The following is a 13725-nucleotide window of genomic DNA, read 5'->3' on the forward strand; positions in this document are numbered from 1 at the left end:
CTCACCGACGGGCGCGACCGGTTTACGGGCAAGGCCCTGGCCGTGCTGCGCCCCGCCACTGTGGAACAAGTGGCGGGTATTCTGCGCGCCTGCGCGCAATGGCAGGTGCCCGTCGTGCCGCAAGGCGGCAATACGGGACTGGTGCTGGGCAGCATCCCGGATGCCGCCGGCACTGCCGTCGTGCTGTCGCTGGCGCGCCTGAACGGCATCCGCGCGCTCGATCCCGTCAACCGCACCATCACGGTGGATGCGGGCTGCATTTTGCAAACCATCCAGGAAGCGGCCAGCACCGCCGGCTGTCTGTTTCCCCTGTCGCTGGCGGCCGAAGGCAGTTGCACCATCGGCGGAAATTTGGCGACGAACGCGGGCGGCACGGCCGTGCTGCGCTACGGGAACACGCGCGAACTGTGCCTGGGCCTGGAAGTGGTCACGCCGCAAGGCGAAATCTGGAGCGGCTTGCGCGGCCTGCGCAAAGACAACACGGGCTACGACTTGCGCGACCTGTACATCGGCGCGGAAGGCACCCTGGGCGTCATCACGGGTGCCGTCATGAAGTTGTATCCGCAGCCGAAAGCGTGCATCACGGCGCTGGCCGCCATGCCCTCGCCCGCCCACGCGCTGCGTTTATTAAGCCTGATGCAGGACCATTGCGGCGCCAGCCTGACGGGTTTTGAATTGATGTCGCAGTATTGTCTGCAGCTGGTGGCGGAACAGTTCCCGCAGCTGCCGCGTCCATTCGCCGAAGCCCACGGCCAGTACGTCTTACTGGAATTATCGAGCAGCCAGTCCGAGGCCCACGCCATCGAATTGCTGGAAGCGAGCATCGGCGCGGCGCTGGAAGACGAGTTGATAGCCGACGCCGTCGTCGCCAGTTCCGTGGCGCAGTCCGAGGGACTATGGCAGCTGCGCGAACATATTCCGCTGGCGCAGGCGCAGGCGGGCAAGAACATCAAGCACGATATCTCGCTGCCCATTTCCTGCATCGCCGATTTCATCGCCGTCACGGATGCGGCTTTGGCAACGGCCTTCCCCGGCTGCCAGCTCGTGTGCTTCGGCCACCTGGGCGACGGCAACCTGCACTACAACGTGGCGCCGCCCACCGGCATGACGGACCGTGATTTCCTCGCCAACCAGGACGCGATCAACCGCATCGTGCACGACCAGGTCCATGGCTTTGGCGGCTCGATATCGGCCGAACACGGCATCGGCGCGCTGAAGAAAGACGACCTGGCCCGCTACAAGTCGCCGCTGGAACTGCAGCTGATGCGCGCCGTCAAACAGGCGCTGGACCCGCAGAACATCATGAATCCGGGGAAGATATTGTGAAATCGCCGTCCCTCCTGCTCTGTGCCATGGTCTTGCTGGCCGGCTCCGCCAGTGCGCAGGACGTCTACAAATGCGTACAGGATGGCCACACCAGCTATAGCGCCACGCCGTGCACGGCCGGCCAACTGCAGATCCTGGAAGTCCCCTCGCCTCCGCCTGCCGTCGACAAGGGTGCGGCCACGCGCCAGGAACGGGTGGCCAGCCAGATGGAAGCGGCGCGCAAGCAGCAGGAAAAACTGGAAGACCAGGCCCGTGAACGGGCCGCAAAACAGCTGGAGGCGCGCGACAAGCATTGCGCCCAACTGCGCCTGGAGCAGAAATGGGCGGCGCAGGACGCCGTCGGCGCGGGCGATAAAACCCGCGACACGGCGCAACTGAAAGCGCGGCGCGCCGGCGAACGCCTGGCCGTCGAATGCCTGAATTGAGTGCGCCGCTGGCCAGCCCGGCGACGACGCGCCTGCTGTCGCGCTGGCTGCTGCTGGGCGAATGGCGCGCGCATCCCGTGCGCGCCCTCGTCGCCATCCTCGCCATCGCCATCGGCGTGTCGCTGGGCTTTGCCATCCATCTGATCAACGCCGCCGCCTTCAATGAATTTTCCACGGCCGTCAAAAGCCTGTCCGGCCAGGCCGACGTACAGGTGGCCGGGCGCGAAGCGCTGTTCGACGAAGCCGTCTACCCGCAGCTGGCGCAGCGCGACGGCGTGGCCGTAGCCTCGCCCGTGCTGGAATTGCAAGCCACGGTGGCCGGCAAGAAGGACGCCGGCCCGCTGCACATCCTGGCGCTCGACGTCTTCCGCGCGGGCTTCATCTCGCCCGATCTGATCGGCGCGCCCGCCGAAGGCCAGCCTTTCGACACCCTGGCCGACGACGCCTTATTTCTGTCGCCGGCCGCCTTGCGCTGGCTCGACGTGGCCGAAGGCGGCCACGTCGCCCTGCAATCGGGTACGGGCACGGTCAGCCTGCGCGTGGCCGGTTCGCTGCAGCGGACGCGCGCAGGCCAGCGCATCGCCGTGATGGATATCGGCGCGGCGCAATGGCGCTTCAACAAGCTGGGCAAACTGTCGCGCATCGACCTGAAACTGCGCCAGGGCGTCAACCGCGACGCCTTCCAGGCGGATCTTTCCCGCGCGCTGGAAGCGCAGTACCCGGGGCGCTTCCAGGTGGGCCAGCCGAATGACGAAAACCAGAATAGCCGCAACAATAACCTGAGCCGCGCCTACCGGGCCAACCTGACGGTCCTGGCCCTCGTCGCCCTGTTTACGGGCGCCTTTTTGGTCTTTTCCACGCAGGCCCTGTCCGTCATCCGCCGCCGGGGCCAGTTCGCGCTGCTGCGCGTGCTGGGCATGGAACGGGGCCAGTTGCTGCGCCAGGTGCTGCTGGAAGGCGCCAGCCTCGGTGTCGTCGGCGCCGCGCTGGGCATCGTCGGCGGCTACGCCATGGCCGCCGTGGCCCTGCGCTTTTTTGGCGGCGACCTGGGCGCCGGCTATTTCTCGGGCGTGCAGCCGCAGGTGCAGTTCACGCCCGTCGCCGCCTTCGTCTATTTTACGTTGGGCCTCGGCGTCGCCTTGCTGGGCTGCGCCGCGCCCGCACTGGAAGCGGCCCGCGCGGCCCCCGCCATCGCCCTGAAATCGGGCAGCGAGGAAGTCGTGACGACGCGCCTGGCCAAGACCTGGCCGGCGCTGGCATGTTTGCTGCTGGCTGGCGCCTTGACGTTCCTGCCACCCGTGTTCGAGCTGCCCCTGTTCGGCTATCTGTCCATCGCCCTGCTGCTGATCGGCGCCATCGCCCTGATGCCGCAGCTGGCCGCCGTCGTCTTCCGTTTCCTGCAGCGCGCCTGGCTGCGCACGGACACGAGCAAACATGCGCCCGTGCGCAGCCTGACCCTGGCGCGCCTGGCGAACGCCTCGGGCCAGGCCGGTATCGCCCTGGGCGGCGTGCTGTCGAGCTTTAGCCTGATGGTGGCGATGGCCATCATGGTGTCGAGTTTCCGCGTCTCCGTCGACGACTGGCTGCTGCAGATCTTGCCCGCCGACGTGTATGCGCGCACGGCCGCCAGCGGCGGCACGGCAGGCTTGAACCCGCGCGAACAGGCCAGCATCACGGCCCTGCCCGAGGTGGCCAGAGTGGATTTCCAGCGCGTGCGCTCGCTGTCGCTGGCGCCCGACCGCCCCAACGTGATCTTGCTGGCGCGCCCCATCAATTTGCAAGACCCGGGCAAGAGCATGGTGCTGGTGGGCGACACCCTGCCCGTGCCCAATGGCGCGAAACCCGTGTGGCTGTCCGAGGCGGCGGCCGACCTGTATAACGTCAAACCGGGCCAGCAGATAGCCTTGCCGCTGGCCGGCGGCTTGCACCAGTTCTTTGTCGCCGGCATCTGGCGCGACTATGCGCGCTCTTCCGGCGCCATCCAGATGCCGCTGGACGACTATCGCGCGCTGACGGGCGACCTCGATGTCAGCGATGCGGCCCTGTGGCTGGCCAAGGACGCCACGGGCGACGAACTGCAGCAGCGCCTGAAAAGCCTGCCCTTCGGCGCCAGCTTGGAAGTGTCGAACCCCTCGGCCATCCGCGCCCTGAGCCTGCAGATTTTCGACCGCAGCTTCGCCGTCACGTATCTGCTGGAAGCCATCGCCATCGTCATCGGCCTGTTTGGCGTGGCCGCCACGTTCTCCGCGCAGACCCTGGCGCGCGCGCGCGAATTCGGCATGCTGCGCCACGTGGGCGTGACACGCGGTCAGATTTTATCCATCCTGGCGCTGGAAGGCGGCGCGCTGACGGCGCTGGGCATCGCCACCGGTTTTGTCCTGGGCTTGTTGATCAGCTTTGTGCTGGTCTTCATCGTCAATCCCCAATCGTTCCACTGGACCATGCAACTGCACCTGCCGTGGTCCTTGATCGCCACCGTGGCCGGCGCCCTGTTGACGGCAGCCGCCGCCACGGCGCTGATCGCAGGCCGCCAGGCGCTGTCCGCTGGCCCCATCCGCGCCGTCAGGGAGGACTGGTGATGCGCCATATCGCCATCTTGCTGCTTGCTCTGGCCCTGCCTGCCCTGGCCGCGCCGCCCGCCTTCGCCCCCGTCACGCCGCTGCCGGCCGGCCAGACCCTGCGCCTGCCGCACGACTTCGGCGCCCATCCCGCGTATAAAACGGAATGGTGGTACGCCACGGGCTGGGTAAAAACCGCCGGCGGCGAGCAACTGGGCTACCAGGTGACCTTCTTTCGCAGCGCCACGGCCACGGATGCGGACAACCCCAGCGCATTTGCGCCCAAGCAGCTGATCATCGGCCATGCGGCCCTGTCCGACCCGAAAGTGGGCAAGCTGCTGCACGACGAGAAAAGCGCGCGCGAGGGTTTCGGCCTGGCCTACGCCAAGGTGGGCGACACGGACGTGAAACTCGACGACTGGCGCATGCAGCGGCAAGCGGACGGCAGCTACCGGGTCAGCCTCGCCGCGCGCGAATTCAACTTGCGGCTGACCCTCGCCCCGAGCCAGCCCGTGCTGCTGCAAGGCGAGAACGGCTACTCGCGCAAGGGCGCGCGGCCCGCGCAATCGAGTTACTACTACAGCAAGCCGCAGCTGCGCACAACGGGCACGATCGCGCGCGCGGGCGGCAAGCCGGAAGCCGTGACGGGCGCCACCTGGCTCGATCACGAGTGGTCAAGCCAGGTGCTCGATGAAGATGCCAGCGGCTGGAACTGGATAGGCGCCAACCTCGATGACGGCGGCGCCCTGATGGCCTTCCAGATCCGCAGCAAGACAGGTGCTAAACTATGGGCGCACGCGACATGGCGCGATGCGTCCGGTAAGATGACGCAGTTCGCGCCCGGCGACGTCGATTTCACGCCCACGCAGCTGTGGCGCTCGCCCCGCACGCAAGCCGAATACCCGGTCGCCACCGAAATCCGCACGGGTGCCACGCGCTGGCACATCAAGCCGCTGCAAGCGGACCAGGAACTCGATTCGCGCCGCTCGACGGGGGCCGTGTACTGGGAAGGCGCCGTGACGGTGGAGCGCGACGGCCAGCCGGTGGGCCGCGCCTACCTGGAAATGACGGGCTACGTCCAGCCGATGAAGTTATAAGCAGTACCGTATATGTAAATCAAAGCGAAAAACAATGACAACCAGCACAGAAACAGGCAATACGAGCACAGCAACCGCCGCAAGCACCGCAACCACGCCCGACACCGGCACCAGCCGCGAACTGAAAAAGGGCAGCCTGGCCGCCTTCAAGGGCTTGATGCCCTTTCTGACGCCGTACCGCAAGCAGTTCTTCCTGGCCGGTATCGCGCTGGTGGTGGCCGCCGCCTCGACCCTGGCCATTCCGGCCGCCTTCAAGCAGATGATCGACCTCGGTTTCGGCGGCGCGGCCGGTTCAAGCAGCATCCAGCACGTCGACCTGGTGTTCCTCGCCCTGTTCGGCGTGGCGTCTATCCTGGCGCTGGCCACGGCGGCCCGCTTCTATACGGTCTCGTGGCTGGGCGAGCGCGTCACGGCCGACATCCGCAGCGCCGTGTACCGCCACGTGGTCACGCAAAGCCCCGCCTTCTTTGAAACGACGCAGACGGGCGAAGTCCTGTCGCGCATCACCACCGACACGACCTTGATCCAGGCTGTCGTCGGCACCAGTATCTCGATGGCGCTGCGCAATGTGCTGCTGTTCCTGGGCGGCCTGGTGATGCTGTTCGTCACCAGCGCCAAGCTGGCGGGCATCATCATCGGCTTGCTGATCCTCGTCGTCGTGCCCATCATCGTGTTTGGCCGACGTGTGCGCAAGCTGTCGCGCGATTCGCAGGACCGCATCGCCGACGCGTCGGCCATGGCCGGCGAAATCCTCAACGCCATGCCCACAGTGCAGGCGTTTACGCACGAGAAAATCGAATCGAAACGCTTCGGTGACTCCGTCGAAGGCGCCTTCATGACGGCCATGCGCCGCATCCGCGCCCGCGCCCTGCTCACCATGATCGCCATCCTGCTGGTCTTCGGCACCATCGTGTTTGTCTTGTGGCTGGGGGCGCGCGCCGTGCTGGAAGGCTCGATGACGGGGGGAGATTTGGGCCAGTTCATCCTGTACGCATCCATCGTGGCCGGCGCCATCGGCGCCCTGTCCGAAGTGATGGGCGAAGCGCAGCGCGCGGCCGGCGCCACCGAGCGCCTGCTGGAACTGATGGCCGTCAAATCGGAAATCGAATCCCCGGCCACGCCGCTGCCGCTGCCCGCGCGCGCCGCCACCGGCGCCTCGCTGTCGCTGGACGATGTCATGTTCTCGTACCCCTCGCGTCCCGATACTGCAGCGCTCGATCACGTCAGCCTCGACATCCGCGCCGGCGAAACGGTGGCCGTCGTGGGCCCGTCCGGCGCCGGCAAGACCACGCTGTTCCAGCTGTTCCTGCGCTTCTATGACCCGCAAAGCGGCAGCATCCGCCTCGACGGCGTCGATATCAAGCAGCTTGACCTGCACACCCTGCGCGACGCCATCGGCATCGTGCCGCAAGATACCGTGATCTTCTCGGCCGACGCGATGGAAAACATCCGCTACGGCCGCGCCGGCGCCAGCGACGCGGAAGTCATCGCGGCCGCGAAGATGGCGGCCGCCCACGAATTCATCGAGCGCCTGCCGAACGGCTACAAATCCTTCCTCGGCGAACGGGGCGTGCGCCTGTCCGGCGGCCAGCGCCAGCGCATCGCCATCGCCCGCGCCCTGCTGAAAAATCCGCCCCTGCTGCTGCTTGATGAAGCGACGAGCGCGTTGGACGCGGAATCGGAACGCCTGGTGCAAAAGGCGCTGGAAGCGGCCATGGTGGGACGCACCACCGTCATCATCGCGCACCGCCTGGCTACCGTCCAGCGGGCCGACCGCATCATCGTCATGGAAGACGGCAAGATCGTCGAGACGGGCACGCACGCGTCACTGGTCGCATTGGGTGGCATCTATGCGAATCTGGCGGCCCTGCAATTCCATCACGTACAACTCAATTAAACAGAACCATCATGAACGCACTTTTCCACGCCAACCTGGGCATCACCGACTTCTGGACCTTTTTGCTGGGGACGATCTTCATCGTCATCCTGCCAGGCCCCAATTCCATGTATGTGCTGTCGGTCGCGGCCCAGCGCGGCGTGCGCACCGCCTACCAGGGCGCCTTCGGCATCTTCGCCGGCGACCTGATATTGATGGTGCTGTCGGCCTGCGGCGTGGCCTCCCTGCTGAAAGCCAGCCCGGCCCTGTTCTATGTGGTGAAATACATCGGCGCGGCCTACCTGGGCTGGATCGGCTTGCAAATGCTGATCGGCTGCTGGCGCAAGCTGCGCGCGCCCGCGCCGGCCGACGGTGAAGCGCCTGCCGCGCCAGCGCCCGTCAAGGAAAGCGATCCATTCCGCAAGGCCCTGATCATCAGCCTGATGAACCCGAAAGCCATCCTGTTCTTCATTTCCTTCTTCATCCAGTTCGTCGACCCGGCCTTCCCGAATCCCGTGCTGTCCTTCGTCGGCCTGGGCCTGATTTGCCAGGTGATCAGCTTTACCTATCTGACGGCCATCATCTTTGTCGGCGCCCGCCTGGCCGACACCTTCCGCCGCCGTCGCCGCCTGTCGGCCGGTATGGGCGGCGGCGTGGGCGCCATGTTCATCGGCTTCGGCGCGAAACTGGCTACGGCCACCTTGTAAGGAAAACACCGTGAACGAACTTGAGCTGCGCCAGCGCTGCCACACCGTCCTGCCCGGCCACCGCCAGCCCACCCCAAGCGCCACCTTCGCCGCCATGGCCGCCTGGTGCGACGCCAACGACATCGCGCACGACACCTATGGCGAAGGCGCGCTGATCGAACAGTTCGAGAACAAGGTCGCCAGCCTGCTCGGTTTCGAAGCGGCCATATTCTGCATCACGGGCACCATGACGCAGGTCACGGCCCTGCGCCTGGCGTGCCAGGACCGGGGCTCGCGCCTGGTCGCGCTGCACCCCACTTCGCATATCCTGCGCCACGAGCGGGGCAACCATGAATTGCTCGATCACTTCAAGGGTTTGATACTCGGCGACCCGCACCGTCCGTGGACGGTCGACGATTTGCGCGCCGTGCCCGATGCGCTGGGCGCCGCGCAGGTCGAACTGCCGATGCGCGAAATCGGCGGCCAGTGCCCGTCATGGGACGCGTTGAACGACATCAAGCGGCACTGCCGCGACCACAATATCCATTTGCACATGGATGGCGCACGCCTGTGGGAAGCGCAAGCAGGTTTCAACCAATCCCTGCCCGCCATCTGCGGCGGCTTCGATTCCGTCTACGTGTCGCTGTACAAGGGCATCGGCGGCCTCGGCGGCGCCGTGCTGGCCGGCAGCCGCCCCTTTGTCGAACGGGCGCGCGAATGGTTCCGCCGCCAGGGCGGCAACATCGTGCACCGCACGCCGTACGTGGTGGCCGCCGCCATGCAGTTCGATGCGCGCCTGGCCGCCATGCCCCGCTATTTCGCACGCACGCAGTGGCTGTACGCGCAGCTGCGCGACTTTCCATCGATTGCCGTCAATCCCGCCTCCCCGCAGGCCAACATGCTGCACCTGCACCTGCCCGTCTCGCGCGAGCGGGCCATCGCCATCCGCAACCAGCTGGCGGAAGACCATGGCATCTGGCTGTTCGGCCGCGCCAGCCACGCCGCCCTGCCCGGGCACAGCGTGGTGGAATGGTATGTGGGCGATAATTTGCTGGACCTGCCCGATGACACCGTGCGGCTGGCATTGACCCTGCTGGATCAGACCATGCGCATGAAAGCCTGAGCAACGCAGGTCGAGGTAGGTCGGGTAGGTCGGGTTAGCGCGCAGCGCGTAAGCCGACAACACTACAGTCGTCACCAAAAAAAAAGCGCCCGAAGGCGCTTTTTTCATTTCATGGCGGCCGGGTCGGCCGCCACTACCTGCTTAGAACTTGTAGTTGTAAGCGAGACCGATCAACTGCATGCGGGTCTTGAACAGGCCCTTGGTGGTTTCACCGTTGCCGGTGCAGCCAGGGGTCACCGGCGAGCAGTCATTCTTGTAGTTGACGTCAGCATCCTTGAAGTCGATGAAGCTGTAAGCCAGGTCGAGCGAGGAATTGGCGTTCAGCTTCCAGTTCGCGCCGATCGAGTACTGCATGCGGTCGCTGTCCGGCAGGGCTGGATGACGCAGCTCGGCGCTGCGCACTGGCGCCTGGTCATGCGCGATACCGGCGCGCAGCAGCAGGTTTTCGCTGTATTTGTAGTTGGTGCCCAGCGATACGCGGTAGGTGTTCTTCCACTGCTGGCGGATGCGCTCGGCGCCTTCGGTCGTCGGCGGGAACTGGATGTCCAGGTTCTGCAGGCGCGAAGTGCGGGTCCAGGTGACGTCGCCCATCAAGGCCCAACGATCATCCATCTGATGGAAGGCGTTGATCGACAGGGTTTCCGGCGTGCGCACTTCCACCAGCGCCTTGGAGTTGACCTTGTTCGATGCCTTGGCGATGAAGGCGTTCACGGCGGCGTTGTCCGACACTTGCGAGAAGTCCCAGATCGTGTCGCCTTTCAGCTTGTGCGAAATCGACGAACGGTAGGAAATACCGAAACGCGTGCCTTCATTCATCTGGTACAGATAGCCCAGGTTGAAGCCGAAGCCCCAGTCGTCGCCATCCATAGAGGCGTGGCCATCCTTGGCGCCCTTCAGCGCGGCGCCGGCTGCCTGCGCTGCGGCCAGGCCCTGCGTCTTGGCGATATTGGCCAGGAAGGCTTGCGACGCGGCTGGCGCGTGCTGGGCCAGGAAGGCCACGGAACCCGGCACGTCGACCGCCTGGCCCAGTTCCGCCTTCATGTGTTCCGCGGTAACGCCGAAACCGAAGGAATGGTGTTCATTGACCTTGAAGGAAACGGAAGGATTCAGGGCGATGGCTTCGAGCTTGATGTTGGTGATCGCATAGCGGCCGCTCCAGTCATTGCCGTAATCGAGCTTGGCGCCGTAAGGCACGAACAGGCCCATGCCGACGGTCCATTGCTCATTGACCTTCTTGCTCGCATACAGGGCTGGCGCAAAGACGGCGTCCGGCGCGTAATCCTTGGTCGTGCCGCCCGGCGTACGGCCGGTGAAGGTCTTCGAACCCGTGTCCTGGTAAGTCGAATGCGGTACCACCAGGGTGCCGCCGCCAACGAGTTGCGTGCCTTCCAGGCGCGACATGCCGGCCGGGTTGTAGAAAATGGTCGACGCGTCGGCCGCTTCTGCGCCGTTGGCGTCGGCCGAACCCTGGCCCGATACGCTTTGCGAACCAAAACGGTAGCCCGATGCTTGTGCGGTGGAAGAGATGCCGGCGAACGCGGCAACGATCAGGAGGGGCAGATATTTATGTTTCAAGTTAGTCTCTCTTTATTATATGAAGTGTCTTCGGCACACTATCGCGGGCATCTCAACTGCCCCGTCTTGCGCTTTTCTTGCCGCCGTGAACTCCAATTCACTGACGGCATGAGCGAAGCATATAATATTTTTTAGAAAAAAGCGAACGTTCGCTCTTTTTATGAAACAGCGTTGTTTTCCTCGCCAATCACGGCGTTCTACAGGGCCAGTGCCGGGGCTGGAAGCGGTATCAGAAAGCGCTGATGCATCAGCGCCAGCATCTGTTCGGCCGGCACAGGGCGCGAGATGAAATAGCCCTGCACTTCATTGCATTGCAGCACGCGCAGAATGTCGAGCTGCTCGCGCGTCTCCACGCCCTCGGCCACCACGCTCATGCCCAGCGCATGCGCCATCGACAGGATGGCGCGCACGAAGACCTCGCCCTGCTCCGAGCGGCCCAGCTCCATGGTGAAGGCGCGGTCGATCTTCAAGCCATCCATGGCGAACTTCTGCAACTGCGACAGCGAAGAGTATCCGGTGCCGAAATCGTCGACCAGCAGGCGTACGCCCAGCGCGCGGATGGCCGACAGCTGCTCCACGGCGCGGTTCTGTTCATCCATCATGGCCGATTCCGTGATTTCCACCTCGATCAGGCGCGCATCGATGCGGTGGCGCGTCAGCGCGGACGCCAGCACCTGGTGCACGTCGCCACGCCCGAACTGGCGCGCCGAGACGTTGATCGACACGGGCACCAGTTCCAGTCCGCTGGCCTGCCAGCGCGCCATCTGCAGGCATACTTTTTCGATGACGACTTCGCCCAGCTGTGAAATCAGGCCGCTGCTCTCGGCCACGGGAATGAATTCCAGCGGCGGCACCATACCGTGCTGCGGATGGTGCCAGCGCACGAGCGCCTCCATGCTGCACAGCTGCCCGCTCATGGCGTCGACGCGCGGCTGGTAGACGACGAGAAACTGGTCCTGCTCCAGCGCCGCCACCAGGCTTTGCTCGAGTTCGCGGCGGCTGCGGATAGTTTCGAACAGTTCCGGCTGGAAGAAGCGGTGATGGCCCTTGCCCGCCACTTTCACGGCATACATGGCGATGTCGGCGTTCTTCAGCAGCACATCCGTCTCGGCGCCATCGCGCGGATACAGGCTGATGCCGATCGAAGCGCCCATCTTGTGGCGTTCGCTGCCCAGGTAAAACGGTTCGTCGAAGGCGATGGCGATGCGTTGCGCCACCTGCTCGGCACGGCTGTCGTCTTCCACCGGGTCGAGCACGACGACGAATTCGTCGCCGCCCAGGCGCACCACGTGGTCGCCCGGCCGCAGCACGGCCTTCAGACGCAAGGAGGCGGCACGCAACACTTTATCTCCCTCGGCGTGGCCCTGCGTGTCGTTGATATCCTTGAAGCCGTCGAGGTCGATGAACAGCAACGCCAGCATGCGCCGCGCGACAGCGGCGCGGCCAAGCGCACCGGGCAGGAATTGCTGCAGCCAGTAGCGGTTGGGCAAGCCCGTCAAGCCGTCTTCGGTGGCCAGGCGGCGCAAGTCGCGCTCGTGCTCCTTGGCCGTGCTGATGTCTTGCAGGGTGACGGCCAGGCGGTCGCCGCTGCGCACCAGGCGCCGGCGTATCCAGCGCAGCTTGAAGGGGTTGCCTTCCGGCAGCTCGATCTCTTCCTCGGAAAAGCCGGAAACCATGGCGGCCCGGTAATTATGGATCAGGTCGCGGAAATACGGTTCATGGGCGCGCGACTGCAATCGCATGCCCAGCAATTGTTCGCGCCGCACGCCGAAATAGCCGGCGCCCGGCTCGTTGCAGTCGACCATCTCGAAATCGAGGATGCTGCCATCCGCACCGCGCAGGGCGGCAATGATATAAAAGCCGTCGCTCGTGCCTTCGGTTGCCATGCGGTAGGCATTGCGCACGCCTTCGGACTGGTGGTGGCGCCACGCCAGGCGCAGCGACAGCACGGTGGCGATGGCGGTAAAGGCCAGCAGCAGCAAAGTGACGGCCAGGGCGATGCCGATATAAATCGTGCGCGTCTCCTCGTAGGGGTGCAGCATTTCGCCATCCGACAGTCCGACCACGGCCGTAAACGGATAGGCTTTCAGCGCTTGCCATCCCACGTAGCGGCTTTGCTTGTCGGAAAAAGCGATCCGGCCGCTCGAATGCAGGGCGCCGCTCTCCGTTTCCAGGAAACTGGTGTCGAGAAATGGCGTGCCTTCACCGCTCCGTGTCGGCAGTACGCGCGCGCCGAGGCGCGTGCTGAACAGCTCGCCCTCCTCGCCTACCATGGCGGACATGCCGAACTTGCCGAAATTGACGCTGTTGTAGAATTCGGAAAAATAGCTGGAATGAATCGAGATCAGCAGCACGCCGTCGAAATTGCCATCTTCGTCTTCCAGCCGGCGCGTGAAATGCACGAGGCTTTCGTCGGCGCCGGGCGCCGTGGCCTGATCGTCCACATTGGCCGCATTGGCCCGCCCCAGCGCGATGCGCAGGGCGCTGGAATTGCTGCGCCAGTGGCGCAGCAGGAAATCGCTGCGTTCGTTGACCCGCAGGCGCTGCAGCGGCGCCGTGGCCGTCACGGGGTGGCCCTTGCGGTCAAGGATGGCGACGATGGCAAATTGCGGCAAGGCATACATGCCCTGCGTCTTCAATTGATCGAGCCGCAACTGGCCGCGCGAATTTTCCCACTCATACTTGAGCTGCAAGGTCAGCTGATCCATCTGCTCCAAGGTGCGCAGCAGATACTGGCCATACGCTTTCGACAACGAGGACACGCTGTCGAGCGCCTGCTGCTGCGCCACCTTCTTTTCCGCCTCCAGTTGCAGCAAGGTGGCCGTCCACAGCACCGCGCACAGGACGAGACCCAGCAAGGGCCAGGCCAGGATCAGGCGCAAGTTGGCCTTGAGGAAATCGGCCCTGCTCATCTCCACCACGGCGCCGTTATTATTATTTACAAATTGTCGCAAGAACATGGTGCAGCGTCTGCCGTTTCTGTGCATTTCTTTAAGGACACACAAATTACCACAGAGTCATGTTTACAGGTAAGACAGCAGTGTAATTAGTGTGCGGTA

At 64.8% G+C, this 13725-nt stretch carries 9 protein-coding genes; 7 read left to right on the forward strand and 2 right to left on the reverse strand.

The genetic code is table 11. The features are described from left to right. The 7 genes from ASN89_RS15295 to ASN89_RS15325 form a co-directional block, all read left to right on the forward strand. On the forward strand, window positions 1-1326 hold a 1326-nt coding region (locus ASN89_RS15295; RefSeq protein ID WP_058049861.1), incomplete at its 5' end, for an FAD-binding oxidoreductase. After that, on the forward strand, window positions 1323-1751 hold the full coding sequence (locus ASN89_RS15300) for a DUF4124 domain-containing protein (protein ID WP_152988578.1): 429 nt from the start codon (window positions 1323-1325) through the stop codon (window positions 1749-1751). The genes ASN89_RS15295 and ASN89_RS15300, both read left to right, overlap by 4 nt. After that, a complete protein-coding gene (locus ASN89_RS15305) occupies window positions 1739-4330 on the forward strand; it encodes an FtsX-like permease family protein (protein ID WP_058049863.1) in 2592 nt (863 codons plus the stop codon). The genes ASN89_RS15300 and ASN89_RS15305 overlap by 13 nt, the downstream gene beginning before the upstream one ends. Next, entirely contained in the window at window positions 4330-5406 is a 1077-nt protein-coding gene (locus ASN89_RS15310) for a lipocalin-like domain-containing protein (RefSeq protein WP_058049864.1), read from the forward strand. The genes ASN89_RS15305 and ASN89_RS15310 overlap by 1 nt, the downstream gene beginning before the upstream one ends. Window positions 5407-5440: 34 nt before the next feature. Further along, a complete protein-coding gene (locus tag ASN89_RS15315) occupies window positions 5441-7303 on the forward strand; it encodes an ABC transporter transmembrane domain-containing protein (RefSeq protein ID WP_058049865.1) in 1863 nt (620 codons plus the stop codon). An 11-nt stretch (window positions 7304-7314) separates the two neighbouring features. Beyond that, complete coding sequence (gene leuE, locus ASN89_RS15320; RefSeq protein ID WP_034755533.1) at window positions 7315-7989, forward strand: leucine efflux protein LeuE; 675 nt, start codon at window positions 7315-7317, stop codon at window positions 7987-7989. A gap of 10 nt (window positions 7990-7999) precedes the next feature. Then, window positions 8000-9091: a threonine aldolase family protein gene (locus ASN89_RS15325; RefSeq protein WP_058049866.1), complete on the forward strand. Its 1092-nt coding sequence runs from the start codon at window positions 8000-8002 to the stop codon at window positions 9089-9091. Between the two features lie 141 nt (window positions 9092-9232). Here the strand turns inward: ASN89_RS15325 and ASN89_RS15330 are convergent, their stop codons facing one another. Both ASN89_RS15330 and ASN89_RS15335 read right to left on the reverse strand, forming a co-directional pair. Next, window positions 9233-10666, reverse strand: a complete 1434-nt coding sequence (locus ASN89_RS15330) for an OmpP1/FadL family transporter (RefSeq protein ID WP_058049867.1) — start codon at window positions 10664-10666, stop codon at window positions 9233-9235. Between the two features lie 197 nt (window positions 10667-10863). Then, window positions 10864-13626, reverse strand: coding sequence for an EAL domain-containing protein (locus ASN89_RS15335; protein ID WP_058049868.1), 2763 nt, complete (start codon window positions 13624-13626; stop codon window positions 10864-10866). Window positions 13627-13725 lie beyond the last annotated feature (99 nt).

The sequence above is a fragment of the Janthinobacterium sp. Ant5-2-1 genome (assembly GCF_001445815.1).
Taxonomy (GTDB): Bacteria; Pseudomonadota; Gammaproteobacteria; order Burkholderiales; family Burkholderiaceae_D; genus Janthinobacterium; species Janthinobacterium lividum_E.

What these genes read in the sequence shown, in the direction of transcription:
- leuE (WP_034755533.1), top strand. Translation starts at nt 7,315, where the DNA reads ATGAACGCACTTTTCCACGCCAACCTGGGCATCACCGACTTCTGGACC.
- ASN89_RS15335 (WP_058049868.1), bottom strand. Translation starts at nt 13,626, where the DNA reads ATGTTCTTGCGACAATTTGTAAATAATAATAACGGCGCCGTGGTGGAG.
- ASN89_RS15315 (WP_058049865.1), top strand. Translation starts at nt 5,441, where the DNA reads ATGACAACCAGCACAGAAACAGGCAATACGAGCACAGCAACCGCCGCA.
- ASN89_RS15305 (WP_058049863.1), top strand. Translation starts at nt 1,739, where the DNA reads ATGCCTGAATTGAGTGCGCCGCTGGCCAGCCCGGCGACGACGCGCCTG.
- ASN89_RS15310 (WP_058049864.1), top strand. Translation starts at nt 4,330, where the DNA reads ATGCGCCATATCGCCATCTTGCTGCTTGCTCTGGCCCTGCCTGCCCTG.